This is a genomic window from Pseudomonas sp. yb_9 (assembly GCF_043103635.1).
Classification (GTDB): Bacteria; Pseudomonadota; Gammaproteobacteria; order Pseudomonadales; family Pseudomonadaceae; genus Aquipseudomonas; species Aquipseudomonas monteilii.
The window spans coordinates 33,285-56,735 of record NZ_JBICKA010000052.1 but is presented as its reverse complement, the minus strand read 5'-3'; the positions used below and the strand labels follow the sequence as shown (position 1 = coordinate 56,735).

Annotated in this window: 30 protein-coding genes; 13 read left to right on the top strand and 17 right to left on the bottom strand. The window is 62.3% G+C overall.

All coding sequences use genetic code 11. The features are described 5' to 3' along the window. Window positions 1–119: 119 nt before the first annotated feature. Together ACF8MI_RS15175 and ACF8MI_RS15170 are read right to left on the bottom strand one after the other, a co-directional pair. Complete coding sequence (locus tag ACF8MI_RS15175; RefSeq protein WP_200928505.1) at window positions 120–1,217, bottom strand: mechanosensitive ion channel family protein; 1,098 nt, start codon at window positions 1,215–1,217, stop codon at window positions 120–122. Window positions 1,218–1,289: 72 nt separating this feature from the next. Further along, window positions 1,290–1,790, bottom strand: a complete 501-nt coding sequence (locus ACF8MI_RS15170) for a DUF4142 domain-containing protein (protein ID WP_060500063.1) — start codon at window positions 1,788–1,790, stop codon at window positions 1,290–1,292. 215 nt (window positions 1,791–2,005) lie between these two features. On the opposite strand from ACF8MI_RS15170, the gene ACF8MI_RS15165 reads away from it, so the two are divergent. The 6 genes from ACF8MI_RS15165 to ACF8MI_RS15140 all read left to right on the top strand — a co-directional run bounded on the left by ACF8MI_RS15165 (window position 2,006) and on the right by ACF8MI_RS15140 (window position 6,681). After that, complete coding sequence (locus ACF8MI_RS15165) at window positions 2,006–2,191, top strand: hypothetical protein (RefSeq protein WP_156866733.1); 186 nt, start codon at window positions 2,006–2,008, stop codon at window positions 2,189–2,191. Window positions 2,192–2,205: 14 nt separating this feature from the next. Further along, window positions 2,206–3,531 carry an iron-containing redox enzyme family protein gene (locus ACF8MI_RS15160; protein ID WP_200929472.1) on the top strand — a complete coding sequence of 442 codons (1,326 nt, stop codon included), beginning with the start codon at window positions 2,206–2,208 and terminating at the stop codon, window positions 3,529–3,531. Further along, window positions 3,531–4,484 (top strand): class I SAM-dependent methyltransferase, encoded by a 954-nt coding sequence (locus ACF8MI_RS15155; protein ID WP_200928504.1) that lies wholly within the window; start codon window positions 3,531–3,533, stop codon window positions 4,482–4,484. Before ACF8MI_RS15160 ends, ACF8MI_RS15155 begins: the two co-directional genes overlap by 1 nt. 7 nt (window positions 4,485–4,491) lie before the next feature. After that, entirely contained in the window at window positions 4,492–5,598 is a 1,107-nt protein-coding gene (locus ACF8MI_RS15150) for a carboxylate-amine ligase (RefSeq protein WP_104834919.1), read from the top strand. Window positions 5,599–5,697: 99 nt separating this feature from the next. Next, a complete protein-coding gene (locus ACF8MI_RS15145) occupies window positions 5,698–5,835 on the top strand; it encodes a PSPA7_2676 family Cys-rich small protein (RefSeq protein ID WP_200928503.1) in 138 nt (45 codons plus the stop codon). A gap of 9 nt (window positions 5,836–5,844) precedes the next feature. Further along, window positions 5,845–6,681 (top strand): Ku protein, encoded by an 837-nt coding sequence (locus tag ACF8MI_RS15140; RefSeq protein ID WP_060500068.1) that lies wholly within the window; start codon window positions 5,845–5,847, stop codon window positions 6,679–6,681. Between the two features lies 1 nt (window position 6,682). Here ACF8MI_RS15140 and ACF8MI_RS15135 read toward each other — a convergent pair whose 3' ends face one another. The 5 genes from ACF8MI_RS15135 to ligD are packed head-to-tail and all read right to left on the bottom strand — an operon-like array spanning window position 6,683 to window position 12,192. Continuing rightward, complete coding sequence (locus ACF8MI_RS15135; protein ID WP_156866732.1) at window positions 6,683–7,345, bottom strand: glycosyltransferase family 2 protein; 663 nt, start codon at window positions 7,343–7,345, stop codon at window positions 6,683–6,685. After that, window positions 7,342–7,941, bottom strand: a complete 600-nt coding sequence (locus ACF8MI_RS15130) for a bifunctional 2-polyprenyl-6-hydroxyphenol methylase/3-demethylubiquinol 3-O-methyltransferase UbiG (RefSeq protein ID WP_060500070.1) — start codon at window positions 7,939–7,941, stop codon at window positions 7,342–7,344. Before ACF8MI_RS15130 ends, ACF8MI_RS15135 begins: the two co-directional genes overlap by 4 nt. After that, window positions 7,938–8,708 carry a PIG-L deacetylase family protein gene (locus ACF8MI_RS15125; RefSeq protein ID WP_392517592.1) on the bottom strand — a complete coding sequence of 257 codons (771 nt, stop codon included), beginning with the start codon at window positions 8,706–8,708 and terminating at the stop codon, window positions 7,938–7,940. Before ACF8MI_RS15125 ends, ACF8MI_RS15130 begins: the two co-directional genes overlap by 4 nt. After that, window positions 8,705–9,727 (bottom strand): acyl-CoA dehydrogenase, encoded by a 1,023-nt coding sequence (locus ACF8MI_RS15120; RefSeq protein ID WP_104834914.1) that lies wholly within the window; start codon window positions 9,725–9,727, stop codon window positions 8,705–8,707. The genes ACF8MI_RS15125 and ACF8MI_RS15120 overlap by 4 nt, the downstream gene beginning before the upstream one ends. Further along, on the bottom strand, window positions 9,727–12,192 hold the full coding sequence (gene ligD, locus ACF8MI_RS15115) for a DNA ligase D (protein ID WP_200928501.1): 2,466 nt from the start codon (window positions 12,190–12,192) through the stop codon (window positions 9,727–9,729). The genes ACF8MI_RS15120 and ligD overlap by 1 nt, the downstream gene beginning before the upstream one ends. 154 nt (window positions 12,193–12,346) lie before the next feature. Here ligD and ACF8MI_RS15110 point away from each other — a divergent pair, with 154 nt between their 5' ends. Beyond that, window positions 12,347–12,808: a phosphotransferase system, HPr-related protein gene (locus ACF8MI_RS15110; protein WP_104834911.1), complete on the top strand. Its 462-nt coding sequence runs from the start codon at window positions 12,347–12,349 to the stop codon at window positions 12,806–12,808. Then, entirely contained in the window at window positions 12,805–13,035 is a 231-nt protein-coding gene (locus ACF8MI_RS15105) for a metallothionein (RefSeq protein ID WP_104834909.1), read from the top strand. The genes ACF8MI_RS15110 and ACF8MI_RS15105 overlap by 4 nt, the downstream gene beginning before the upstream one ends. A 97-nt stretch (window positions 13,036–13,132) precedes the next feature. On the opposite strand, the gene ACF8MI_RS15100 is transcribed toward ACF8MI_RS15105, so the two are convergent. Genes ACF8MI_RS15100 through ACF8MI_RS15080 form a run of 5 tightly spaced genes read right to left on the bottom strand, consistent with a single transcriptional unit; the run spans window position 13,133 to window position 17,437 of the window. After that, window positions 13,133–13,561 carry a hypothetical protein gene (locus tag ACF8MI_RS15100; RefSeq protein ID WP_156866729.1) on the bottom strand — a complete coding sequence of 143 codons (429 nt, stop codon included), beginning with the start codon at window positions 13,559–13,561 and terminating at the stop codon, window positions 13,133–13,135. A 27-nt stretch (window positions 13,562–13,588) separates the two neighbouring features. After that, on the bottom strand, window positions 13,589–14,548 hold the full coding sequence (locus ACF8MI_RS15095; protein WP_060500107.1) for a lysylphosphatidylglycerol synthase domain-containing protein: 960 nt from the start codon (window positions 14,546–14,548) through the stop codon (window positions 13,589–13,591). Beyond that, entirely contained in the window at window positions 14,548–15,750 is a 1,203-nt protein-coding gene (clsB, locus tag ACF8MI_RS15090) for a cardiolipin synthase ClsB (protein WP_200928500.1), read from the bottom strand. Before clsB ends, ACF8MI_RS15095 begins: the two co-directional genes overlap by 1 nt. Next, window positions 15,747–16,520 carry an endonuclease/exonuclease/phosphatase family protein gene (locus tag ACF8MI_RS15085; RefSeq protein ID WP_392517591.1) on the bottom strand — a complete coding sequence of 258 codons (774 nt, stop codon included), beginning with the start codon at window positions 16,518–16,520 and terminating at the stop codon, window positions 15,747–15,749. The genes clsB and ACF8MI_RS15085 overlap by 4 nt, the downstream gene beginning before the upstream one ends. After that, a complete protein-coding gene (locus ACF8MI_RS15080) occupies window positions 16,517–17,437 on the bottom strand; it encodes a DUF72 domain-containing protein (protein ID WP_104834905.1) in 921 nt (306 codons plus the stop codon). The genes ACF8MI_RS15085 and ACF8MI_RS15080 overlap by 4 nt, the downstream gene beginning before the upstream one ends. A gap of 165 nt (window positions 17,438–17,602) precedes the next feature. Here ACF8MI_RS15080 and ACF8MI_RS15075 point away from each other — a divergent pair, with 165 nt between their 5' ends. Both ACF8MI_RS15075 and ACF8MI_RS15070 read left to right on the top strand, forming a co-directional pair. Further along, entirely contained in the window at window positions 17,603–17,983 is a 381-nt protein-coding gene (locus tag ACF8MI_RS15075) for a low affinity iron permease family protein (protein ID WP_060500079.1), read from the top strand. Between the two features lie 91 nt (window positions 17,984–18,074). After that, window positions 18,075–18,239, top strand: a complete 165-nt coding sequence (locus ACF8MI_RS15070) for a DUF6021 family protein (protein WP_225850712.1) — start codon at window positions 18,075–18,077, stop codon at window positions 18,237–18,239. Between the two features lie 153 nt (window positions 18,240–18,392). On the opposite strand, the gene ACF8MI_RS15065 is transcribed toward ACF8MI_RS15070, so the two are convergent. Beyond that, window positions 18,393–18,932: a type 1 glutamine amidotransferase domain-containing protein gene (locus ACF8MI_RS15065; protein WP_060500081.1), complete on the bottom strand. Its 540-nt coding sequence runs from the start codon at window positions 18,930–18,932 to the stop codon at window positions 18,393–18,395. Window positions 18,933–19,098: 166 nt separating this feature from the next. Between ACF8MI_RS15065 and ACF8MI_RS15060 the strand changes: the two genes are divergently transcribed. Next, window positions 19,099–19,341, top strand: coding sequence for a hypothetical protein (locus tag ACF8MI_RS15060; RefSeq protein ID WP_016486338.1), 243 nt, complete (start codon window positions 19,099–19,101; stop codon window positions 19,339–19,341). Next, complete coding sequence (gene xth / locus ACF8MI_RS15055; RefSeq protein ID WP_060500082.1) at window positions 19,338–20,135, top strand: exodeoxyribonuclease III; 798 nt, start codon at window positions 19,338–19,340, stop codon at window positions 20,133–20,135. The genes ACF8MI_RS15060 and xth overlap by 4 nt, the downstream gene beginning before the upstream one ends. 46 nt (window positions 20,136–20,181) lie before the next feature. Here the strand turns inward: xth and ACF8MI_RS15050 are convergent, their stop codons facing one another. The 4 genes from ACF8MI_RS15050 to ACF8MI_RS15035 form a co-directional block, all read right to left on the bottom strand. Further along, complete coding sequence (locus ACF8MI_RS15050; protein WP_060500083.1) at window positions 20,182–20,430, bottom strand: hypothetical protein; 249 nt, start codon at window positions 20,428–20,430, stop codon at window positions 20,182–20,184. A 78-nt stretch (window positions 20,431–20,508) separates the two neighbouring features. Beyond that, window positions 20,509–20,973 carry a hemerythrin domain-containing protein gene (locus tag ACF8MI_RS15045; RefSeq protein WP_060500084.1) on the bottom strand — a complete coding sequence of 155 codons (465 nt, stop codon included), beginning with the start codon at window positions 20,971–20,973 and terminating at the stop codon, window positions 20,509–20,511. Between the two features lie 333 nt (window positions 20,974–21,306). Then, entirely contained in the window at window positions 21,307–21,540 is a 234-nt protein-coding gene (locus ACF8MI_RS15040) for a PLDc N-terminal domain-containing protein (RefSeq protein ID WP_016486342.1), read from the bottom strand. A 13-nt stretch (window positions 21,541–21,553) separates the two neighbouring features. Beyond that, complete coding sequence (locus ACF8MI_RS15035) at window positions 21,554–22,756, bottom strand: zinc-dependent alcohol dehydrogenase (RefSeq protein ID WP_060500085.1); 1,203 nt, start codon at window positions 22,754–22,756, stop codon at window positions 21,554–21,556. Window positions 22,757–23,068: 312 nt separating this feature from the next. On the opposite strand from ACF8MI_RS15035, the gene ACF8MI_RS15030 reads away from it, so the two are divergent. After that, the gene (locus ACF8MI_RS15030) at window positions 23,069–23,449 is read left to right on the top strand and encodes an NUDIX hydrolase (RefSeq protein WP_233458179.1); all 381 of its coding nucleotides are present in this window, start codon (window positions 23,069–23,071) and stop codon (window positions 23,447–23,449) included. Window positions 23,450–23,451 lie beyond the last annotated feature (2 nt).

Sequence of the window (23,451 nt, the reverse complement as noted above, 5' to 3'; positions counted from 1 at the left end):
GGCACGAGCCTTGTGCGGACCGGGAGTGAGCAGTGGCGGCGATTATAGGCCTGGCACCGATCAATCTACGAGCGGGATTCAAGTAGGACTGCCCATGCTGGCCAAAGTGCCGCTGTCGATCAAAGGGCTTGGGGCTGCTCGAGGGATTGTGGCAGTGCGGTCACCTTGATGGCACGTACCGGTACGGCAAACTTGGCACCGATCCTGTTGAAGCGCTCGAGCAGGTGGAAATTGATCGCCTGCTGAATATCCATGTAGAGGTTGTAGCCAGGGTCTCTCACGATATAGACGCATTCGAACTCCAGTGCCTCTTTGCCAAAGCCGCGCAAATGAGCGCGGTCAAAACGCACCTGCTGTTGGGCTGTGATCGCCTCTTCGACGAGGGCGGGCGCCTGTTTCACCGCCTCGGTGGGCGTGTCATAGGACAAGCCGAACTCGAACACGATGCGTCGTTCCTGCAAGCGCTTGTAGTTCTGGATCGTGCTGCTGATCATGCTGGCATTGGCCATGACGATCTGCTCGCCACCCAGGCTGCGGATCCGCGTGGTCTTCAGCCCCACGTGCTCCACCGTACCGGCCAGCGGCCCGATGACGATGAAGTCACCGACCTCGAACGGTTTGTCGACGGCAATCGACAACGAGGCGAACAGGTCACCCAGGATGTTCTGCACGGCCAGGGCGACGGCAATGCCGCCCACACCCAGGCTGGCCACGAAGGCGGTGATATTGACGCCCAGATTGGACAGCATGGCCAGCAACACCACCGACCACAACAGCACGCGCGCGCCCCAGGCCGAAAGCGTGGCCAGCGCACTGCCTTGGTATAGGCCGTCGGCGCTGTGCCGGCTGAAGTAGCGGGTCAGGCCCAGCGCGATGGCGCGATTGACCCAGAGGCCGATCTGCAGGGCAGCGACCACGACCCACAAGCTACTGACCCGGCCCAGCCAGCGCTCGGGCAGGTCCAGCATGCTCAAACCCACCAGCAGCGAAGCGAGCAGCAGCAGGCTGTTGCTGGTGCCGGCCAGTACCTTGGCCAGCACCTGACTCATTGCCCCGTCATGTTCGGACCAGCGCTGCACCCGGCGCATCAACAGGCCGATGACAGCTCTGGCAATCACGAACGTCAGCACGGCAACGCACAGCGCTACCAGCAGGTTGAGGATGGAAATGCCGAAGAATGTGGTGTCGGTGAACAGTTCGATGATTCGATCATTCATGGGGAGCCCACCTCCAGATGGCTCAAGGCAGGGCCGCAGGGCGGCCCCTGGGATTGCGCGGTGACGTGTGGGTTACTTGCCGTGGGTGGCTTGCAGCGCCTTGGCCTGTTCCAGATGGTGCTGCAGCGTTGGCAGCTTGTCGTTGGCGAAGGCCTTCAGCTCCGGCTTGTCGGAGGAGGCGGCCTCTTTCTTGAACAGTTCCACGGCCTTTTCGTGCGCGTCGACCTGGTTATTGACGTATGACCGGTCGAACGACTCCTCGCGCCATTCGAGGATCATCTTCTTCACCTTGTCGGTCAGCGCGGCTTCGTCGGGCACGCTGATGTCCAGCTTGCGGGCGATATCACCGAGTTCCTGGTTGGCTTTGGTATGGTCTGAGACCATTTGCTGGGCGAATTGCCTGATGTCTGCGCTCTGGCTCTTTTCCTGCGCCAGGTTGCCGGTGACCACTTCGGCGATACCGGCTTCAGTGGCCGCATCGACGAAATCGTCCGAAGACGCTGCCTGTACCTGCAGCGAAGCCAGGCCCATCAACAGGGTAACGCCGGCGATTTTCAAGAATGGTGTGTTCATGTCTCACTCCTTCGTTCTGTTGGCGCGACCTCAATGTCGCACTCGGTTGAACCGCAGGTGCGGGTGAAGGTTTAGTTTTTCTTGAAAACAGGGCCGCCGTGACAGCGCAATCTGCGTTCCCGGGCACCGCTCATCCGCTATGTCGTAATCAGAACGAATTCAGGAGGACGGGTGAGACTCGTTGGTTTAGGTCTTCACAAAAACGAGTAACCATCATGAAAAACAACCTGATCGCCCTGTTGCTGTTGACTGCCAGTTTCTCGCTGCTCGGAGGGTGCTTCGACCGCGACAGTGATCATCCAGCGAAGGATGCCGACCCAAGCAAACCGTCACTTCAGATGCAGCAACCCAGTGACCCTGCAACTAACCCTCCAGCTGAGACCAAACCGCACAATCAATGAGTGAGGTACAGGGCATGGTGGCGACGACAAAGGCAGGTATAAGGCCTCACAATGCCGACTTAGGGCTGGAACATCGCTATCGAGCGCTACTTGAGGGCCCGGAGCCCACCACCGAGGCCTGGCTGGAGGAGCAACTGCGTCTGGCCCGTGCGCTTTGCGACGACCTGCCAGATGATCCTGGGCTACTCCCGCAATGGGCCGATAACCATGCGGGACGTGTCGCCAGCGAGCATGCGGCCTACCTGGAACAACGGCGTCAGGGCGGCCCCCGTCGTTTTTTTGCCAATCGTGCCCATGCCTTGTGGTTTTTGCAGCAAGTCGCGCCGACCAAAGCGGTCGACGGCGCATGGCTACACGGAGCCCTATGGCATTGGCAGGACCCGCGCTTCCATGGGTTGATCCGCACCTTCCTCGAAGAACTCGGAGACGGTGACCCACGCTGCAATCACGTATTGATCTACCAGCGCTTGCTCAGTCGTCTTGGTTGCCTGCAGGAGCCATCGCTTGACCCCGCTCGCTACCTGCAGGGCTCGTTGCAATTGGCGCTCGGCCAGCACTTCGAGCGTTTTCTTCCAGAAGTGATCGGTTACAACCTGGGTTACGAACAGCCCCCCTTGCATCTGCTGATCACCACCCACGAGCTGGCCGAGCTGGGTATCGACGCCCATTACTTCCAGTTGCATGTGACCATCGATAATGCCGCCAGCGGCCATGCGCGCCGTGCCATAGAGAGCTTCACCGAGCTGATGCGGGATGAGCAACCCGCCTTTTACGAGCGTGTCAGGCATGGCTACCGTCTTAATAACCTGGGGATCGACACGCCGTCGTTGATCGCCTCGTTCGACCTGCGGGCCGAGTTGCTCGGCGCGCTGGAGCGTAAGCGCATCTATGGCCAGTGCATGCATTCTGACCGTTGTCGCCTGCAAGGACGCACCATCAACCAGTGGCTTGCCGAACCCGGCGCGATGCCTGATTTTCTGGAGGCGCTACAGGCTCAGGGTTGGATCAAGCGCGACACCGATCCCCGCCAAAGCCGCTTCTGGTCGCTGATAGAAGGCCCTGTAGCGGCCATGTTCGGTGTGTTCGATGCTTATGAAAAGCAGCTTTGGCATGACTGGATCGCCGGAGACTGGCAAGGCGCAGAGATCCGTCGGGTGCCGCCAGGGCAGTGGGAGCACGCCTTGCAGTTGGCAGATGAAACACCCCTTGCGCCGCTGGCTGCAGACATGGCTGCGTTGATCGAAGCGATGGCTGGCAATCGGCATGCTACCCCGCAGGGTCTGCACGCCACCCGCGCGTTCATTCAGGCCACCGGCCTGATGCAAGGAGGGCTCTACTGATGCTGCTCGACCAGGACCAGATCCGTGCCGATGAGGCCTTGTTGCAGTTGGGGCGTCGCCTGCGTGCCGACGGCTATCGTTTCACCTGTGTGACGCCGGCGACCCAGACCAGGGTCAATGCACGGGCCGATGCGCAGCAGGCGCGTACCCTGCGTGATGTGTTCGGCTGGAGTAGGCCGTTCGCCGCGTCACTGCTCAGCCCCGATGAACTGGCGCAGCTGCGCCTCGCTGGCGTGCTGGAGGCCCAAGGTGCGCTGTGGCGCAGCACTGTGCGCTGGTCCAGCCTGGACGACCTGTTGCTGGTACATGCTGCCTGGCCAACGGACAGCCGTGACGCGGTGTTCTTTGGCCCCGACAGCTACCGTTTCGCCCAGCTGATACACGATCATTTGAGCAGCACGCCCGAGCGCGTGCAGCATGCCGTAGACATCGGCTGTGGCAGCGGTGTCGGGGCGTTGCTGATCGCGCGCGCCGCCCAACACGCTCAGGTTTGCGCCGTGGACATCAACCCTATGGCATTGCGCTACACCGCCATCAATGCCGCCTTGGCCGGTGTGGCCAATGTTTCGGTCGAGCGCAGTGACCTGCTCAATGACATCGCCGGTACGTTCGACCTGATCGTCGCCAACCCGCCGTACATGCTCGACGCCGGACAGCGCGCCTACCGCCACGGCGGCGGCGCACTGGGTGCCGAGCTGTCGCTGCGCATCGTCGAGCAAGCCCGGGAGCGCCTGTCGCCCGGGGGCACGTTGCTGCTGTACACCGGTGTCGCGATCGTCGAGGGGCGCGACGCGCTGCTCGAAGCCATGCGGTTGCGCCTGGCAGGGCCTGCGTTCAGTTGGTTCTATCGCGAGCTGGATCCGGATGTATTCGGTGAGCAATTGCTTGACCCCGGTTACGAGCAGGTCGAGCGCATTGCCGCCGTGGCCCTGACCGTCACCCGTCGCGGCTGATAGCATCGTGGCGCGGGAGTGCACGTTTGGCATCGAGGAAGAATACCTGCTGGTGAAGCTGGCCACCGGGCAGGTCATGGCGGCACCGTCAGCAGCCGTGGCCCGCTGTTGTCGGGATGCGCTCGGCCCTTGGTTCGCCGAAGAAATGTTCCACAGCCAGATAGAGATCGCTTCGCCGGTTTTCGACACGTTGCACCAGGCGCGTGAGTTCTTTGGCGAGCGGCGACAGCGCCTGGCCCAGGCGCTGGCCGATGAGGGCGCCGGGCTGTACGGCGCGGCAAGCCACCCCAGCGCCCAGTGGCTGCGCCAACGCCCACGTGGCTCCCCGCACTATCGCCAGTTGTTCGACGATTACCAGCTGGTGGCCCGGCGCAGCCTGTTGAATGGCCTGCACGTGCACGTTGGCGTACCGGTGGGCATCGATCGTATGCGGGTGATCAATCGGGTGCTCTACTGGCTGCCCTTGTTATTGGCGCTGAGTACCTCGTCTGCGTACTGGGGCGGTGAGGATACCGGCTACATGAGCTACCGCCGCGCAGTGTGCGGGGAATGGCCGCACATGGGGCTGCCAGAGCCGTTGCCGGACTGGAGTGCGTACCAGCGCTACCGGGCATTGCTGCAACGTACCGGCAGCCTGGCCGAGGACGGCGACTTCTGGTGGGCGATCAGGCCCTCGCGGCGGTTTCCGACGGTCGAGCTGCGTATCTGCGATGGCTGCCCGCGGCTAGAGGATGCCCTGGCTGTCGCCGGCCTATTTCGCCACCTCGTCGAGAAGGCGCTGGCCCGCCACGATGACCCCGCCAGCCGAGAGATGCGCTGGGTCACCCAGGAGAACTACTGGCGCGCCCTGCGTCAGGGCCGCCTGGCCACCTTCATCGGTGTCCACGCGCAACAGCCGGTCAGCGCCGAGGGCTGGCTGATGCAGTTGCAGCAGCAGTGCCCGGCTGACACCGCCGATGCCGAGCGTTCATTCAATCAGGCCCGGCACATCCTGCGCGAGGGCAGCAGCGCCGATCGCCAGCGCCAGGCCTACGCACTGGCCCGTGAGCAGGGCCTGGATAGCCGCCAGGCGATGCGCGCAGTGTACGGGCAAGTGATGAGTGACTTTCGGTAGGTGGCCTGATGGCTGTCCGGGAAATCCGTATAAACCTTCTCGGCGCCGCGTAGTCAGTCTCAGTAAGGGCCCGTATTTCTCGGGCCAGGGAGGTGGCTGATGAAACTCGTCTGCTTGCTGCGAGGCTGCCAATGGCGCAGCCTGGTGGTGTGTGAAGTCGCCGGGCTTCACTGCCAGTGTTGCGAACGCTGTGGCGCGCTGCGCTACAGCCAGCCCGGTCAACCTTTCAGTGTGTAGGAGCGGACTATGGCCCGGTCAATCTGGAAAGGCGCGATCAGCTTTGGCTTGGTGCACATCCCCGTCTCGCTGAATACCGCCGTGCGCAGTGAGCGTGTGGACTTCGACTGGCTGGACAAGCGCAGCATGGAGCCGGTTGGCTACAAGCGGGTGAACAAGGTGACCGGCAAGGACATCGACAAGGAGCACATCGTCAAAGGCGTGGAGTACGAAAAGGGCCGCTACGTGGTGATCAGCGAGGAAGAAATCCGCAAGGCCAGGCCCGAGGCGACCCAGACCATCGACATCTTCTCGTTCGTCGATGCCGGCGACATCCCGCTGCAACAGTTTGATACCCCTTACTACCTGAGCCCCGACCGTCGTGGGGGCAAGGTCTATGCCTTGCTGCGCGAGACCTTGCACAGCACCGGCAAGGTGGCCTTGGCCACCGTGGTGCTGCACACCCGCCAGCACCTGGCCCTGCTGCGCCCGCTGGAAGATGCACTGGTCTTGATCACCCTGCGCTGGCCGGAAGAGGTGCGCGGGCTGGATACCCTGGAACTGGACAAGAGCGTGACCGAGAGTAAGGTCGATAAGCGTGAGCTGGACATGGCCAGGCGCCTGGTGGAGGACATGAGCGGGCAATGGACGCCCGATGAGTACCATGATGCGTTTCGCCAGACCATCCTCGACCTGGTGGAGGAGAAAGCCAGCAAAGGCAAGATCGAAACCGTGGACAAAGGCGAGCGCGCGACGGCTGAGAAGGGCGCCAACATCATCGACCTTACCGAGCTGCTTAAACGCAGCCTCGGCGGCAAGACCAAAGCGAAGAAGCCGGCGGCCAAGCGACCGCCCAAGGCTTCATGAGTTACGCAAGCGGTCCCTCCAGCCTCTTGAGATAGTCCCCAAAACCCTCGCGCGCACGGCTGTCCACCCGGCTGCTGGTGGCCACGCTGTGCGCTGCGGTCCAGACGATCTGTGCGCCGCTGGCTTCCAGGGCCAGCACCAGTTGCACATCTTCATGCGCCGGCAATGGCTGGAAGCCGCCCACGCGCTCGTAGGCCTTGGCGCATACACCGAGGTTGGCGCCATGGATATGCCGATGCCCTTCACGGGCCTGATAACGGCTGCGATACAACTGGCGTAACGCTGCGTTCTGCCAGGGCTGCCAGCGTTCGATGTGCACCGTGCCGCACACCGCGTCCGCGTGCCATTGCAGCTGTGACACCAGCCAATGCCTGGGCACGCGACTGTCGGCGTCGGTGAAGGCCAGCCACTGGGCTCCGCGCTCGATCATCCACGTCGCGCCCAGGCGCCGGGCGATGCCGACGTTGCCGGCCTCCAGCTCCAGTGTATGCACGCCATGGCGGCGGGCGATGCGCGCGCTGGCGTCGACACAGCGGTCGAGCACCACCAGGACCTCGACTGCAATGCCCGCCGTTTCGGCTTGGGCCACCGCCTGCTTGACGGCAGTAAGGCAGTACCCAAGCCGACGGGCTTCATTGTGAGCGGGAATGATGACGGCGATCATGGGCAGATCTCGTCGAGGTCGACGACACTGGGCTGACATGACCAGTACTCGAGCAGGAAGTCTGCCTCCTCGTGGCGCAGCAGCGGATACAGCGGCAGATGCCGGGCCAGCAGGGCGTGGACCTCGCGGCCATCCTGCGGGCAACCGGCGATGGGATGGCGCCAGTGGCAGGCCAGCAAACCACCGTCATACGCCAGGCTGGCCACCGACTGCTCGATCACCTGCAACCAGTCGGTGGGGTCCAGGTAGTAGCCGATCTCACTGAGCACGATCAGGTCAAACTGACCGCCCGGCCAGTCGCCGGGCAGGTGGCCCTGTTCGACATGGGCGTGGCTCACGCCTGCAAGCCGCTGACGGGCCAGGGCCACGGCGGTCGCGTCGATGTCCTGGCACGACAGGCTGGCGCAGCGCTCGGCCAGCAGAACGCTCAGCTCGCCGTTGGCGCAGGCCGGCTCGAATACGCGCTCGTAGCATTGGCGCGGCAGGCTGGCCAGGGTCAGCTCGCGCTTGCGCCGCTCGTACCAACGGGTCCGAAAGGCCCAGGGGTCATCGCTACCGGCATACAAGTCGGCGAAGTACTGTGCGTCCAGGCTCATGTTGCCTCCGTTGACAGAAAGATCAGCTCGAATGGTTGCAACAGGCAAGCCTGCAGCTGTTCTGGCACAACCGGTGGGCGGTCACCATCGGGCTGCAACTGGCTGGCATGGGCGGCAAGGGCTTGGCGCTTGAGCGCCAGGTGCTCATCGCCCAGCTGCAGGCGGTGAGCCCGGGGCCAGGGCAGGCGCGGGTCATCGGGGCTTGCCCAGTGCCAGGCCCAGACCGGGGCCTCAGCCAGTTGTACGCGCCTGGCTTGTGCCGCCTGGGCACAGGCGCGACCTGCTGCTTCGTGGTCGCAATGGCCGTCGCCGCGCCACGTGGTCAGCAGCAGGTCGTGAGGTTTGAGCAACTGGTTCAGGTGGTTGACCAAAAAGGCTTCATCGTGGGGCAGCGCGCCATCCTTGAGGTTGAGTCGTCGCCAGTCGAGGCGGTTGAGGTCCAGCCCAAGGAGTTGCAGGGCATGGCGGCTTTCCAGTGGACGCTGATGGCGCAGGCGGCGCTCGGGCCATTGCGAGGAATGCGGGTGGCTGCCCTCGCCATTGGTGGCAGAAACCAGCAGCACGTCCTGTTCTCGTCCCTGGAAGCTGGCCAGCAGCCCGCCGGCCATGAGGATTTCGTCGTCCGGGTGCGGAGCCAGCAGCACCAGGCGCCTTCCGGGTGGGCATAACTGCGCAGGCAGCGTCCAGCTGGCGCGGGCCAACTGAGTAGAATGCTGCCAGGCACTCCAGGGGGTGCCTTGCGCAGCCTGTATCAAGTTCTGGCTCATAGTTGCCATGCTCCCGCCGGCAGGCCGGTCAGTTGCCGGCCCAACTCGGCCAGGTCGCGTTCGGCATGGCTCTGGCGTATGTATACCGGCAGGTCGGCACTGAGCCGGGCGAAATGGCTGCTGCAACAGAACAGCGTGGCACCGAGCGCCCGGCCAGCATGCTGAGTGACCTGCTCGACCGCCTGTTCGACCTGGGCGCGGGTGCGCCGCACCTCGAAGCTGGCGTCGTCCTGCGGGTGGAGGTCGATCCAGGTGGCGCATTCGCGAAGGGCGGCACGGGCACCGTACAAGGCTGCATCGATTGCGCCCAGATGCGCATCGGCATGCGGGTCGCGGCGGGGTTTGCGGCACTGTTCGTGAAGGTAGCCGGCCAGGGCCTCGGCGGCGCCATACCAGCAAGCGGCGATACCCGCGCCGCCTTGCCAGAAGCCAGGCCGGGACAGGTACTGGCCGGGCGAACCGATGGCCAGCCCTGGCGAGTCGTCGAATTCGATCACAACGCTGCGGGTGGCGGCCATGCCTACGGCCTGCCAATGCTCGGCCTGGATGCGCTGGCTGGGATGAGGCAGTTCGATAGCCACCAACTGAGGCTGGTCGTCCTCCCAGGCAGTCAGCAGGGCACGGTCGATCTGCAACGCGCCCGAACACCAAGCCTTGCGGCCTTGCAGGCGTACGCGTTCACCGTTCCGCTCGACGATGTAGGCCCGGGCATCCGGCGGCTCGGCGGCCCACACGCCCCAAATGCCGTTGCAGGCATGCTGGGCGGCACCGCATTCGGCGAGGATCGCCAAGGCGTCGGTATGGCCTTCATAGAGTTTGGCCAGGCTTAGATCGCAACCGGCGACCCGAGCCAGGACGCGCCAGCGTTCGAGCGTGCAGCCCTGGCCGGGCAACGGGAGTACGTCGAGCCGTTCGCCGTGCAAGGCCTGCATCAGTTCTATTAGCGAAGCGTCGCGCTCGATGGCCTGCAAACGGTGAGCAAAACGGTGTAACAACGAATCGAAATGGGTCAGTTCCATTATGCAATACCCAACTGCTTGCGCATACGCAACGTGATCGACTGGCGTGTCTTGCCCATTTCGGCCCACGGGTCTTCGACCTGTGCAAGCCGCGTGTGAAGGTTGCCGATGTTCCACTGGTTGGCACCCTTGAGCTGGCTCAGTTCCTCCCGCCAGATCGGCACCGACACCGGCAGGCCCTCGCGGGCCCGCAGCGAGTAGGCGGCGACGGTGGTGGCACCCTTGCCGTTACGCAGATAGTCGATAAAGATCCGCCTGACCCGGTTCTTCGGCCCGGACACGGCGCTGAGACGGTCAGGGAACAGCCCGGCCATGTGGTTGACCAACGCACGGCTGAAGTCTTTCACCTCGTCCCAGCCGGCGCGTCGGGTCAGGGGTACGACGAGGTGCATGCCCTTGCCGCCGCTGGTCTTGAGAAACACCTTCAGGCCCAGTTCGTCGAGCAGGGTAAGGGTCAGCTGGGTGGCCTCGAGCATGGCTTTCCAGGGCAGCGCCGGGTCAGGGTCTAGGTCGAGGACAAAGCGGTCGGGTTTATCGAAATCCTTGGTAGTGGCATTCCAGGTGTGCAGTTCAAGCGTGTTCATCTGCACCGCGCCCAGCAGGCTGTCGGCGCGGTTGAGCACCATCGCCGCTTGGCCGGCCTGGGCCTTGTTGTAGCTGAGCACCTTGGGGATATGCAGCTGGCCGGCGTTTTTCTGGAAGAACAGTTCGCCGTCCAGACCGTCCGGTGCCCGCACAAGGGCTACAGGCCGGTCCTTGAGCTGTGGCAGCAGCCAGTCGGCGACCTGAGCGTAGTACTGGGCGACCTCACGCTTGGTGGTACCGGTGGTTGCGTCGACCACGCGGTCGTGGTGGGTCAGGCGCAGAGTGCCCAGGTTCTCGGGTTCTGTCTGTGCTGCGCGCTTGGTGGGCATTGCTCGCTCCAGGTCGATGGCGGTGGCAGGTTTATCGTCACGCAGGCCGTGGAACACCGAATGACGCACGATGCCTTCGCGGGTCATCTGGGCATAGGCGACCTCTGCCAGCAGCTGTGGCTTGAGCCAATGCACGCCGCGCGCTTCGGCACCGGTAGGTGGTTTCGGCAGGGGCGATCGGTCGGTTTGCAACGGCTTGAGGCGGGCGTGAATGCTATCCAGGGTGGCCGCGCTGAAACCCGTGCCGACCTTGCCGGCGTAACGCAGTTGGCCGCTGCCGTGGTCGTGCAGGGCCAGCAGCAGGGCGCCGAAGCCGTTGCGGCTGCCTTTGGGGTCGGTGTAGCCGACGATCACGAATTCCTGGCGCTGCTTGCACTTGAGCTTGACCCATTCGCTACTGCGCCGGCCAACGTAAGGACTGTCGGCACGTTTACCGATCAAGCCTTCGAGTTCCAGTCGGCAGGCGCTGTCGAGCAGTGACTCGACGGGCGCCTCAAAATCGGCGGAATACCTGAGTACCTGCGATGCATGGCCTTCCAGCAACCGGGCGAGGGTTGCACGGCGCTGTTGCAGCGCCAGTGCTCGCAGGTCCTCACCACCCAGCCAGGGCAGGTCGAACAGGTAGTAGGTGATGCGCTCGTCATGCTCGGTGTCGAAGGCGTTCTGCAAGGCCTGGAAGTCGGCCACGCCGTTGTCGTCGACCACTACCATCTCGCCGTCCAGCCATGCCGAGTCGAGGCCCAGGGCCTTGAGCGCCTCGACCTGCCGGGGCATCTTCGCACTCCAATCGTGGCCATTACGGGTAAACAGGCGTATGTCGTCACCGTCGATACGCGCCAGGATGCGGTAGCCGTCGAACTTGACTTCGTAGCGCCAATCGCCGCTTGGCGGGGAATCGACCAACGTGGCCAGTTGCGGCTGGAGCGTATCCGGCAAGGCTTTGCGGCTGGCTCGCTTGTGCCTGGCAGTGGTCGCCTTAGCCGGGCTGCGCGGGGGCAGGGTGCGCTCGCTCAGCACGCTGTCCGGCAGGGCCTCGACAATGCTGTAGTCCGTTTCACTGCGCGCCTGCCCGTCATGGGACTTGACCAGCATCCACTGCTCTTTCTTGCCTGCCAGGTGAGTGCGGAACAGATTCCAGGCCCCTGACAGTTTCTCGCCCAGCAGGCGAAAGCGCAGCTTGCCCTTTGCGTAGGCTTCGCGCGGGTCGCCTTCGGGCTCCCACACACCCCGGTCCCAGACAATGACATCGCCGGCGCCGTAGTGGCCTTCAGGGATGCTTCCTTCGAAGTTGGCGTAGTCCAGCGGATGATCCTCCACGTGCACTGCCAGGCGCCGGACCTTGGGATCCAGTGAGGGGCCCTTGGGGATGGCCCAGCTCTTGAGGGTGCCGTCGAGCTCCAGGCGAAAATCGTAATGCAGGTGGCTGGCATCGTGCTTCTGGATGCAGTACTGCAGCGCATGGGCCGAGCGGGGATGGGCGCGTTTACCAGCCGGCTCGGGCGTGGCATTGAAGTCGCGCTTGCGCTGGTACTCCTGCAGGGGCTTGGCCATGACGGGCTCCGGAAGGGTTTGCGGGTCTCAGGATTGGGAGGTGGCGGCGCAGCGAGGAGTTCAAAAAAAGCGAGGGTCCGGGGCTGACAGAAACTCTGAATCATTTGCCGTCGGCGAGAGTCGACCGAGTGAAGCCCACTAACGGAGAACGTTCATGTCCACACCCGATGAACCAAGACCGCCCATTGAGATCGATGACACCGAGGACCGCATGGGCAGCGTCCACGAGCTGGATTTCAGCGAACGCCGCGATGAACGCCAGGGACGAATTGGCGACGAGCGTCCGGCGCGGGAGGTCGCCGAGGACTATCCGCCCCGGCGTGTCGCCGAAAGCGGGATGACCGGCGGCGAGGCGCTGAGTGACAGCCTGCACGAGGACAATGTCACCCTCGATGACCTGAGCCCCGATACGCTGCTCGATGAGACCGGTGCCCGCGATCCGGATGAGCCTGGCAGCGGCGGCCCGGCGGACAAGACTTTGCGCCAGGTGGAGGCCCACGAGATCGGTGGTGGTTTCGGCCTGGACGAGGCCGAACTGGCCCGCTCCGCGCCGCTGGACGGCGAGCCGTGGACCGATGACGTGGTACCCGATGACGAAGGGAGAGAGCCGAGATGAACGAGCAACGCTGTTCCTGCACCCATTGTTCTTGCACCGTGGAGGCCAATGCTGTGGTTCAGGATGGTAAAGCCTATTGCTGCGAAGCCTGCGCGACGGGCCATCTTAACGGCGAGCCCTGTCGTATGAGCGACTGCAAGTGTGGTGAGTTGGCGGAGTCGAAAGAGTCCAATGTCGATAATGCGCTGGAGGAAACATTCCCGGCGAGCGATCCGATTTCGCCATAACGCCCAGTGGCTGACAGATGTGAGACGGGAGAGCGACAGGACGACGTTCAGATCATGCGGAAACTCACCCGTCACGCATCTGGTTTGAGTTACGCCCTCAATGGGTCTGCCAGACACCGTTATTGCGGTCGCAATCGCTACGTGCCTGGCCCAGGCCAGGGGTGTCGTAGTAGTAAGTGATGATCCGCGCATCCTTGGGTAGTGCAGGGCGGGTGGCAGGCTCATCACGCCCAGCGGCATCGGGGTTGGCCAGTGTCTCTTGCGTCAGTGGCGCGATACAGCTGCCAACGCTGCCGTTGGGGCAACGCTCCACTCGACGCTTCTGGCTGTTCAACATCTCCTTGCTTTCGTTGCTGCACGACCAGGCAATCGCCTCAGCGGGCATGTTGCCGTAGCTGTAACAGGTGTGTTGCTGCACCGGTTTGACCGCCTCGCTGGATGAGCGGGTGACCACGTCGCAACCTTCGGCCAACACCTGCCCGCTGCTCAGGGTGCCCAGCATTGCCATGTACAGAGCGAATCGCATGATATACCTCCCGTGCACCAGGCCCTGTCAGCGCTTGTCGAGGGCTGCCCCGGCCTGTCTGCGCAGGGCCTTGGCACGCTTTTCGAGGATCAGGTAGGTCACCACAGCCAATAGCAGCGGGATCAGGTAGTACAACGTCCGATAGCCGAGCAGTGCGGCCACCAGGGGGCCTTGGCCTAGCTGGCCGTGGAGCAGCGCCAGGAATACGGCTTCCAGGACGCCGAGCCCGGCAGGGATGTGAGCGACCACCCCGGCAACGCAACTGATCAGCAACACACCCAGCACCGAGGGATAGAACAGCTCAGGGGGCAACAGCAGGTGAATCAGCGCTGCCATCAACGCCCAGTTGCTTGCGCCCAGCGCCACCTGGCAGAGCGCCATACGCAGGCTCGGCAGGGTGACTTCGTGCCCGCGCAGCGCCCACGTGCGCCGCGTGGCGAAGGCACAGGCGCACAGGTAAGCCAACGCTATCGCCACCATCAATACGCCGATCAGGCGCAGGCCGGTGGCACCCACCGCCCAGCTTTCCGGCAGTTTCACAAAGCCCAGGGCGAATACCGTGCCGGCCAGCAGCAGGTAGCCCATCCAGTTGGTCAGCAGCCCCAAGGTGAGGATGCGGGTGATGGTCGGGGTATCCAGACCCAGCCGGCTGTACAGGCGATAACGCAGGGCCACGCCACCGACCCAGGTGGTGAAGTTGAGGTTGAACGCATAGCAGACGAATGCTACCGGCAATACCTGGCGAGCCGGCAGGCGGTGGCCAGTGTAGGCGCGGGCGAGCAGGTCGTAGCTGGCGAATACCAGGTAGCTGCACAGGGCCAGCAGCAACCCCAAGGCCAGGGTCGAGGGCCGGTATGCCAGCAGCGACTGGCGGACTTCGTTCCAGTCCAGGTTACGCGCCAGGGTGAACAGCAGTACCGGTATCAACACCAGGAACAGCACGGTCAGCAAGCGTTTGCCCCAGGTCTTCCAGCGTGAAGTGGCCATCATGTCTTGCCCCCTTGGTAGTCGGCCGGGGCCTCGCCGCCGGCTTGCAGCGACTGCAGGCGCTGCCGGTGCGCCGGAAACCAGCCGGCGATCCGCGGGAAATAGCGCGTGATGTGAAAGCCCAGAAAGATCAGCGGGGCACGCCACCAATAGCCGCGGATCATACGCTCCAGCGTAACGGTCTTGCAGTGCTCCCGGCTCAGTTCGGTCAAGTGCTGGTACAGTTGTTCATTGAAGGCGGGGTCGCGAATCAGCAGGTTGGCCTCAAGGTTGAACGACAGACTCAGTGGGTCGAGGTTGCTTGAGCCTACGGTGGACCAGTCGTTGTCCACCAACGCAACCTTGCCATGAAGCGGCCGCTGGCAGTACTCATGGATGCGCACGTTGTCGCGCAACAGGTAGTTGTAGAGCAGCCGCGAGAGCGCGCGTACCCAGCGCATGTCCGGTTGCCCCTGGAGGATCAGCGTCACCTCGACCCCGCGCCGGGCGGCGTTGCGCAGTTCGCGCAGCAAGCGGTAGCCCGGGAAGAAGTAGGCGTTGGCCACGACGATACGATGCCTTGCTTCACGGAAAACCTGCAGGTAGCAGGCTTCGATATCGTTGCGATGGTGCTGGTTGTCGCGCTCCACCAGCACGGCGCTCGTCGGGCCTGAAGCGATGCCGCCCGGCTGAACCCTGCTGGCGGCATCCAGCACCGGTGCGAGCATGCGGCAGGAAGAAGCATGCACCTGGGCCACTACCGGGCCGACGACCTCCACGGCGTAGTCCTGCTTGGCCTGGGGGCCGAAGTCGCCCAGGTGGTCGGCACTGTAATTGATGCCGCCGATGAAGGCGCGTTGCCCGTCGATCACCAGGATCTTGCGGTGCAAGCGGCGAAACAGGTTGGTGCGCATGCCCACCAGCCGGGGTTGCGGATCGAACGAATGGAAACGCACCCCGGCCTCGGTCATCGACGAGATGAACTCGCCAGGCAGGTCGGCGGTGCCGTAGCCGTCCACCGCCACCTCGACCCGCACCCCGCGCCGCGCGGCATCGATCAGGGCCTGGCGCAGTGGCTGGCCGACTTTGTCGTCGTAGATGATGAAGGTTTCCAGGAGGATTTCCTCGCGTGCCTGAGCCATGGCCTCGAATACGCGGGGGTAATACTGCTCGCCGTTTATCAGCAACTCGACCCGGTTGCCGTCGCACCAAGACAGCTTCATAGCGTCACCTGCGCCACCAGCGGGGCATGGTCGGAGAGGTGGGACCAGGGGTATCTGGACAACACCCGTGCTTCGCAAGCTTGAGCGTTACGCAGGTAGATGCGGTCCAGCCGCAGTATCGGCAAGCGCGCGGGAAAGCTGCGTGCCGGCTTGCCGAAAGCCTCCACCAAGTGGCCCGACAGCCTCGCATCTGCTTTCAGGCGCCAATCGTTGAAGTCGCCGGCGACGATGACCGGCTCATCCGGCGGCAGGCTGTCCAGCAATGCCAGCAGCAGGTTGACCTGACGCTGACGATGCTCCTCACGCAGGCCCAGGTGTACGCAGACGGTGTGCACCTGTTCATGGCCCGGCACTTGCAGCTGGCAATGCAGCAGGCCCCGTTCTTCGTTGCCATGGACCGAAACATCCAGGTTGTCATGGGCACGGATGGGGAACTTGGACAGCAGTGCGTTGCCATGGTCGCCATGGGGGTACACCGCATTGCGGCCATAGGCGAACTGCGGCCACATGCTGTCGGCGAGGAATTCGTACTGGGGTGTCTGTGGCCACTTGGGATGGCGCTCGGCATGGTGTTGATGACTGCCATGCACCTCCTGAAGAAACACCAGGTCAGCGCCGGTCGAGCGTACCGCATCGCGCAGCTCCGGCAAAATGAAGCGGCGGTTGAACAGGGTGAAGCCTTTATGCACGTTGAGGGTCAGTACCGTCAGGCGATGTACGGCGGTGACCTTGTCGATGATGCAGCGGGGGCCGGGCAGTGTCGGGTTCATAGCGGCTCCTGCGGCTCGACGCCTGGTTCGGTCACCAGCTCGCCGTCAAGGCCTAGCTTGTCCAGCAGGCGGCGGGCATCGTAGGGGGCGTGGACTTTCTGGTCGTTGTCGAAGTAGCAGTAGACGTCACGGGAGGTGCGTATTGCCGGGGCGCGGCTCACCACACGCTGAGCATCCTCAGGCTGGCTACCCGCAGCCCAGGCCTGGATGCGCAGGCGCCAGCGGCGCAGCGCCCTGGCCGTGTAGCCGCTGCTGTACAGTTCGACATCGCCATGCAGGCGCAGGTACACGAAATCGGCCGTGACCTCTTCGACATAGGGCCATTTGCCGGCGCTGTCGGCGACCACCAGGGCAACCTTGTGTTTGCGTAGCAGGTTGATGAAGGTGTCGCAGAGGAAGCTGGGGTGGCGGATTTCCACGGCGTGGCGCAGGCGCGCATTACCCCGCACGGCCGTGCCGCCGTTGCCTTGCAGGCGTTCGGCGGCGTGGCGCGCAAGGCTGCGGGCGGCTTTGCGGTCGCGTGGCAGCTTGGCCAGAAAGTCGCTGAAGCGCTGCGCGTCGAATTTCAGGTTCGGGGGAAACTGCCACAGGAAGGGGCCCAGCTTGTCACCCAGCAGCAAGGGGCCTGATGCGAAGAAATTGGCAAGCGCCTCGTCGATTTCGCGCAGCCTGCGTACGTGGGTGATGTAGCGCGGCGCCTTGACCGAGAACACGAACCCCGCCGGTGTCTGGTCACGCCACTTGCCATAGCGCTCGGGCGTTTGCAGTGCGTAGAACGAACCGTTGATTTCGATGCTGTTGACTGCCCGCGAGGCAAACGCCAGTTCGTCGTCCTGGCGCAGCCCCTCGGGGTAGAAGTCCTTGCGCCATGGGCCATAGCGCCAACCGGAAATTCCGATGCGAATCTCGCTCACCATAAGTCCCTGCGCTCCCGTATGTAACAGTAGCGACAGGTGCCGGGACAGGATTGTTCAGTGCGATTGACGAGCGGATGGCCATGCAAAAAGGGAACTTTACCGGTGTTGCAATCCTCCACCGGATGCCTGGGTTCCACTGAGGTACACCATGAAGGAGGCTCAGCCATGAAGTTCGATCGGTTTGCACAATGGCTAGCCAACCATACCGGGCGGCCGTTGACCTTCGTTATTGCCTTGATGCTGATCATTGCCTGGGGCGTAAGCGGGCCCTTGTTTCATTTCAACGACACCTGGCAGTTGGTCATCAATACGTCGACCACGATCATCACGTTCCTGATGGTCTTCCTGATCCAGAATACCCAGAACCGTGATAGCGACGAGTTGCACATCAAACTTGACGAACTGTTGCGCACTACGCAGCGGGCGCACAAGGCGTTGCTCGACCTTGAAGATATGGGGCCAGCTGAACTCCATGCGCTTCGAAAGCGATACCAGCAACTGGGGGAGCATGACGAAGCGGAGCCAGACAGGGAGGACTCTCATTGACGTGTTCAAGATCAAACCATGGCGTTGTTCAGACAGGGGCAAGGCCGTGACGGTGAACAAACCACACTTCTCACACTTGGGAGAGCAGATGATGAACAAACCCGACGATCAGCGGCAGAAAGGCCCCCATTCTTCCGATCATGCAACGACTGATCAGGACCTGGGGTTCGATCCGGACTCTCCGGACCTGGATGACCCTCAAGTGGACCCGCAGGGCCCCGCGAAACCACCCAGGGACGTGGAAAAGAAAGCGTAAGCCTGACTACCGTGGACGAATGACTGCCGCACCTGCATCCATCTGTTGCGGCGGCTCGTCTTCCACAGTTCGACATGCTTGCCATGCCGGGGCAAACGGCGTGGGCTTGTTGAACTGGCAAACCCGTTGTTTGCCAGTTCATGGGCCAGGCACCTAGCCAGCAAGGGCTTTGATCAATTGCTCGCTGAAGGCGGGGATATCATCCGGCTTGCGGCTGGTGATCAGGTTGCCGTCCACTACTACCTCTTCATCGACCCAGTCACCACCTGCATTGAGGATATCATCCTGCAATGTCTTGTAACTGGTCATCCGTTTGCCCTTGGCCAGTCCACTCGACACCAGCAGCCAGGCGCCGTGGCAGATCACCGCCAGCGGCTTGCTGGCCGAGTTGTGGCTTTTCACCAGTTTCTGGGCGCCAGGTATCAGGCGGATGGTGTCGGAATTCTGTACCCCACCCGGTAGCACGATGGCATCGTAAAGGTCGAGGTGGGCACTGTCGAACGTCGCGTCCACCGCAAACTCGTCGGCCGGCTTGTCATGGTTCCAGCCGCGGACAGTGCCCTCCTTGTCACTCAGGATGTCGATCACGGCCCCGTTTTTCTGCAAGGCTTCACGGGGTGCGGTCAACTCCACTTGTTCGAAGCCATCGGTGACCAAAAAGGCTACGCGCTTGCCACTCAGTTTTGCACTCATCGTTCTATCTCCGTTTTCGCCAAGTGTGCATGTGGGACGTCTCGGAAGGGGTGAGAAGTTCCAATGCACTGCTTCAGCGGTAGGGAGGCTGACCGGCTGACCGTTGCAGTTGAACATTGCGCGGGGCCTGGGCTCTCATTAGCAGGGAAAGAACGAGGCGGCCGTCATGAGCATCGAACGCAGCATTCCTGAACTTGAAGCCTGGTACGCGCAGTACGACGACATCAGCTACCGGCGCGAATCGCCGGATGCCTACCACCACGAACTGGTTCGCACCGCCGAGGCGCTGCGAGACGACGGCGCGATTGACTGGGATGACTGGTTGGCGCTGAAGGCACTGGCCGACGAGGCACATATCCGGGCACTGGAAGATGCCGTACAGGCTCACGTGAGCGACCCAGACGCATGAAAGCGCTGAAGATCGCCACCTTCAATATCAATGGCATCCGCAGTCGCCTGCCCGCGCTGTTGGCTTGGCTGGAGCGGGAGCAACCGGACATTGCCTGCTTGCAGGAGTTGAAGGCGGCCGATCAGCAGTTTCCTCGTCAGGCCATCGAAGCGGCAGGTTATGGTTGCCTCTACCAAGGGCAACCCTCCTGGAATGGCGTGGCGATCCTGGCGCGCGATAGCGAGCCGCTGGAGGTACGTCGCGGGCTGCCCGGCATGCAGGACGATCAGCAGAGCCGATATCTGGAAGCTGCGGTGCACGGTGTATTGGTGAGCTGCCTTTACCTGCCCAATGGCAACCCGCAGCCCGGCCCCAAGTTCGATTACAAACTGCGCTGGTTCGAGTGCCTGATCAAGCATGCCCAAACACTGCAGGGCGGTAGCCATCCTGCGGTGTTGGCGGGCGATTTCAATGTTGTGCCCACCGATCTGGACATCTATAACCCGCGCTCATGGCTCAAGGACGCGCTGCTGCAACCTGAATCGCGGGCGTGTTTCCAGCAGTTGCTGGCGCAGGGCTGGGTGGATGCTGTTCGTCATCTGTATCCCGAGCAGCGCATCTACACGTTCTGGGACTATTTTCGCAATCATTGGGCGCGCAATGCCGGGCTGCGCATTGATTTTCTGCTGCTCAACCCCAGTCTCAGCCCTTACCTGAAGCGGGCGGGCGTGGATGCCTGGGTGCGAAACGAAGCCAAGGCCAGTGATCATGCGCCGGTCTGGATCCAATTGAGCGGGCGTCGCCAGCAATGCTAGACGGGGCACCACCTTCCGCTTATCCCTGCCAATAGCACAAGTGTGGTCACGCCGTCGCTTCCAGTTGTGTGTTTTTTCGCCAGCCTCGCAGGTTCATGGCACAGAGGCAGAATTGCAGGATGATCAATGCCCAGGCTTCTGCTTGCCAGCCCCAGACGGCCCACAACACGTTGCTTGCGATAAAACAACTGAAACCTGCTTTCCTCCGCCCCGGACGGCGCGAACCGATGCACCACGCTGCCAGCACGGTCATCAACATCGCAGGCCATTCAAGTAACCCGATCCAATATTCCATGCCACCTTCCGACCGATGATGGAGTATCTGAAGCTGATCACCTGCCAGCGTCCTGGGCGCTGGCAGGTGATCGCTTGACTAAGCCGCTCGCTGCTCGCCCTTGAGCATCTTTTTCTGCATTTCCATGGCTTGCCCAAGCTCCTCGAGGGTGTCCTTGCCGAGCAGCTTCTTCGCAGTGGGGAACAGTTCGCCTTCCTCTTCCTCAATGTGATGCTCCAGCAACTCTTTCATGACCTTGACCCGCCCGGAGAATTCGACGGTGCCAGTTTCGGTATGCAGGAGGTCGGGCAGGACGAGGGCGTCGACCGTGCGGTGTTCTTCCTTGGCCTCGTAGTACATCTTCGCTTCTTCCTTGCCACCCGCTTGCTTGATGGCTGGGTAGAGTATTTCTTCCTCGAGCGCGGTATGGATCTGCAACTCCTGCTCGATCCTACGGAGTAACTCGGCCCGTTTCTTCACTGCGCGCTCGGTAGTGGTCGACAGCTCTTCGAGCAGCTTCTTCACGAGCTTGTGGTCTTGGATCAGTAAGTCGATAGCGTTCATGGCGTTACCTCATCACGGATTAAATCAAGCACTTGTTTGAGATTGAGTACACGCAGAAAGAAACGGTTCAATGCTTAAGATGGCTGGCATCCCCCTCAGGCGCGCTCGCCGCCCTCGTTACGCAGACCGCCTCTAGCTATCCCTGCGCCGTGAATGTGTGAGTGTGAAACCCACCGTCGATATCCCTCCTGCCGTTCGGAGGCTCAAAGAGGTTCCCCGATGAGGAAACTGATGAGCGCGCTCCACGTTTTGCACGCGATAGCGTTCGCCTGATTTCATGCCTGTCGCTTGATCGATCATGTTGAAAACCCCTGTAAGTGGAGTTCGGAAATGTCAGCCTTTGCTGTGCTCGTCGGAAGTGGGCCCTGTACCTCGCTTGATGCCGCGCGGGCCAGCAACGCCCCAGATTCCCAGGCCAACCACCGGCAACGCGAGGATCAACAGGGCCCAGGCCGCTTTGACTGCATCTGACTTGTCGCTTCTGAAGACGCTGACGATGGCCCACAGATCGATGAGCAAGAGGATTGCCGCCACGGCAATCCAGAAGTAGCTGGCGAGACCGTTCATGACTTCGCCTCCTCTATACGTAGTCAGGACCCAAGGTGCCGGGTGCAGCGCCTGGCACGAGGATAACCTTGCGGCAGTTGTCCTGCTTCTGATCGAACATCTCGTAGCCCATGGCTGCTTCTTCGAGGGCGAGGCGGTGAGTGACGATCAATTCCGGTTGTAGACGTCCTGCTTCGATGTGTTCCAGCAGTTCAGGCAAGTATTTCTGGACATGGGTCTGGCCCATCTTGAAGGTAAGGCCCTTGTCGAACGCATCGCCGAACATGAACCCGTGAATGAAGCCCGCGTACACACCTGGCACACTCACGACGCCGCCGCGACGCACGGCAGCAATGCTTTGACGCAATGCTTTGCCACTGCTGCCTTCAATCTTCAGGGCCGTCATCACCGTTTCGGCAGTGCTGCCCTTGGCTTCGAAACCGACCGCGTCGATCACCGCATCGACCCCGCGCATGCCTGGCGTCTGACGGATGATGCTGTCTGCGGGATCATCGTCCTGCTCGAAGTTGATGGGCACAACACCGTAAGCTTGCTGGGCATACGCCAGGCGGTAATCGCTGTCATCGACCATGAAAATGGTCTGCGCACCGAGCATTCGCGCACAGGCGGCACTCAGCAAGCCTACTGGACCGGCGCCGTAGACCGCCAACGTTGAACCTGGGCCAATCTCGGCGTTGATGACTGCCTGCCAAGCTGTCGGCAGGATGTCCGAGAGAAACAGTACCTTGTCATCGGCCAGCTCGGTGGGCACTTTGAACGGGCCGACGTTACCCTTGGGAACCCTGACGTAGTCAGCCTGGCCACCAGGAATACCGCCATAGAGATGGCTGTACCCGAACAGCGCGGCGCCTGGGGGAATGCCCTTCTTGTTGATGATCGAGCCCCGCCCCGTGTTGGTGGTTTCGCAGGCCGCAAACAGGTCGCGCTGGCAAAAGAAGCAGCCACCACATGCGATCACAAAAGGGATCACCACGCGGTCGCCGATCTGGAGATTGGTGACTGCATTCCCGGCGTCCTCGACGATGCCCATGAACTCATGGCCAAAGATATCGCCCGCTTCGGTCTCTGGAATTTTGCCTCGATAGAGGTGCAAATCGGAGCCGCAAATGGCGGTGGCAGTCACCTTGAGGATGATGTCGTCTTCTCGCTCGATGACAGGATCAGGAACGTTGTCGACCCTGACGTCCTTTGCTCCGTGGTAGGTCAGTGCTCTCATGAAAGTCAGCTCCTGCAGCCGCGTATTTCCGTTATCGGTATGCAGGGGAAGCCATGGCGGGCAGTAAAGTTCAGACCAACACGTCAGGCGGTACTGATTTGCTGCTTACCCCAAAACTACGCGAGACGACAGAACACTAGAGAAGTCCGGACCGGGTTGTCCCGAACCGGGGCCAGGCAGGCGTTTATCGGGATTTAACTTGAACGTTGCCACCGTTATGTCGGTCATGTAACGGACACACGGACGATTTACGCTCGGCAAGGACCCTGCCGGATCCCGACCCGCCAACTTCAAGGGCAGCGCATGAAGGCAATGGACACTGCAACAGCGAAACGCAAAGGCATCAAGCTGCGCGCTACCATCATCTACCGCAAGGAGGGTGAGGTTTTGTTCGTTCGCAAGCGCAAGGCCAAGTGGAACCTGCCGGGTGGCCGTGTCGAGCGAGACGAAACGCCGCTTGAGGCGGCTATGCGGGAGATGGCCGAGGAAACCGGCCTCGCGTTCGACGAGCTTCGTTACCTCACGATGTACCGGGAGGACAAGGTCATCCATTATCTGTTCGAAGCCCGAAAGGCCGACGATAAGCCACGCCCCCGAAACGAGATCGAGGCTTGCCGTTGGATCAAGACGAGCGACGTGTCCAAGCGCCGAGTAAGGCGCCCCATAAAGACCCTCCTGAAACGCTGCGCCTGATC

Coding starts and splice junctions, on each gene's coding strand:
- ACF8MI_RS15175 (WP_200928505.1), bottom strand. CDS start 1,217: ATGAATGATCGAATCATCGAACTGTTCACCGACACCACATTCTTCGGC.
- ACF8MI_RS15170 (WP_060500063.1), bottom strand. CDS start 1,790: ATGAACACACCATTCTTGAAAATCGCCGGCGTTACCCTGTTGATGGGC.
- ACF8MI_RS15165 (WP_156866733.1), top strand. CDS start 2,006: ATGAAAAACAACCTGATCGCCCTGTTGCTGTTGACTGCCAGTTTCTCG.
- ACF8MI_RS15160 (WP_200929472.1), top strand. CDS start 2,206: ATGGTGGCGACGACAAAGGCAGGTATAAGGCCTCACAATGCCGACTTA.
- ACF8MI_RS15155 (WP_200928504.1), top strand. CDS start 3,531: ATGCTGCTCGACCAGGACCAGATCCGTGCCGATGAGGCCTTGTTGCAG.
- ACF8MI_RS15145 (WP_200928503.1), top strand. CDS start 5,698: ATGAAACTCGTCTGCTTGCTGCGAGGCTGCCAATGGCGCAGCCTGGTG.
- ACF8MI_RS15140 (WP_060500068.1), top strand. CDS start 5,845: ATGGCCCGGTCAATCTGGAAAGGCGCGATCAGCTTTGGCTTGGTGCAC.
- ACF8MI_RS15135 (WP_156866732.1), bottom strand. CDS start 7,345: ATGATCGCCGTCATCATTCCCGCTCACAATGAAGCCCGTCGGCTTGGG.
- ACF8MI_RS15130 (WP_060500070.1), bottom strand. CDS start 7,941: ATGAGCCTGGACGCACAGTACTTCGCCGACTTGTATGCCGGTAGCGAT.
- ACF8MI_RS15125 (WP_392517592.1), bottom strand. CDS start 8,708: ATGAGCCAGAACTTGATACAGGCTGCGCAAGGCACCCCCTGGAGTGCC.
- ACF8MI_RS15120 (WP_104834914.1), bottom strand. CDS start 9,727: ATGGAACTGACCCATTTCGATTCGTTGTTACACCGTTTTGCTCACCGT.
- ligD (WP_200928501.1), bottom strand. CDS start 12,192: ATGGCCAAGCCCCTGCAGGAGTACCAGCGCAAGCGCGACTTCAATGCC.
- ACF8MI_RS15110 (WP_104834911.1), top strand. CDS start 12,347: ATGTCCACACCCGATGAACCAAGACCGCCCATTGAGATCGATGACACC.
- ACF8MI_RS15105 (WP_104834909.1), top strand. CDS start 12,805: ATGAACGAGCAACGCTGTTCCTGCACCCATTGTTCTTGCACCGTGGAG.
- ACF8MI_RS15100 (WP_156866729.1), bottom strand. CDS start 13,561: ATGCGATTCGCTCTGTACATGGCAATGCTGGGCACCCTGAGCAGCGGG.
- ACF8MI_RS15095 (WP_060500107.1), bottom strand. CDS start 14,548: ATGGCCACTTCACGCTGGAAGACCTGGGGCAAACGCTTGCTGACCGTG.
- clsB (WP_200928500.1), bottom strand. CDS start 15,750: ATGAAGCTGTCTTGGTGCGACGGCAACCGGGTCGAGTTGCTGATAAAC.
- ACF8MI_RS15085 (WP_392517591.1), bottom strand. CDS start 16,520: ATGAACCCGACACTGCCCGGCCCCCGCTGCATCATCGACAAGGTCACC.
- ACF8MI_RS15080 (WP_104834905.1), bottom strand. CDS start 17,437: ATGGTGAGCGAGATTCGCATCGGAATTTCCGGTTGGCGCTATGGCCCA.
- ACF8MI_RS15075 (WP_060500079.1), top strand. CDS start 17,603: ATGAAGTTCGATCGGTTTGCACAATGGCTAGCCAACCATACCGGGCGG.
- ACF8MI_RS15070 (WP_225850712.1), top strand. CDS start 18,075: ATGAACAAACCCGACGATCAGCGGCAGAAAGGCCCCCATTCTTCCGAT.
- ACF8MI_RS15065 (WP_060500081.1), bottom strand. CDS start 18,932: ATGAGTGCAAAACTGAGTGGCAAGCGCGTAGCCTTTTTGGTCACCGAT.
- ACF8MI_RS15060 (WP_016486338.1), top strand. CDS start 19,099: ATGAGCATCGAACGCAGCATTCCTGAACTTGAAGCCTGGTACGCGCAG.
- xth (WP_060500082.1), top strand. CDS start 19,338: ATGAAAGCGCTGAAGATCGCCACCTTCAATATCAATGGCATCCGCAGT.
- ACF8MI_RS15050 (WP_060500083.1), bottom strand. CDS start 20,430: ATGGAATATTGGATCGGGTTACTTGAATGGCCTGCGATGTTGATGACC.
- ACF8MI_RS15045 (WP_060500084.1), bottom strand. CDS start 20,973: ATGAACGCTATCGACTTACTGATCCAAGACCACAAGCTCGTGAAGAAG.
- ACF8MI_RS15040 (WP_016486342.1), bottom strand. CDS start 21,540: ATGAACGGTCTCGCCAGCTACTTCTGGATTGCCGTGGCGGCAATCCTC.
- ACF8MI_RS15035 (WP_060500085.1), bottom strand. CDS start 22,756: ATGAGAGCACTGACCTACCACGGAGCAAAGGACGTCAGGGTCGACAAC.
- ACF8MI_RS15030 (WP_233458179.1), top strand. CDS start 23,069: ATGGACACTGCAACAGCGAAACGCAAAGGCATCAAGCTGCGCGCTACC.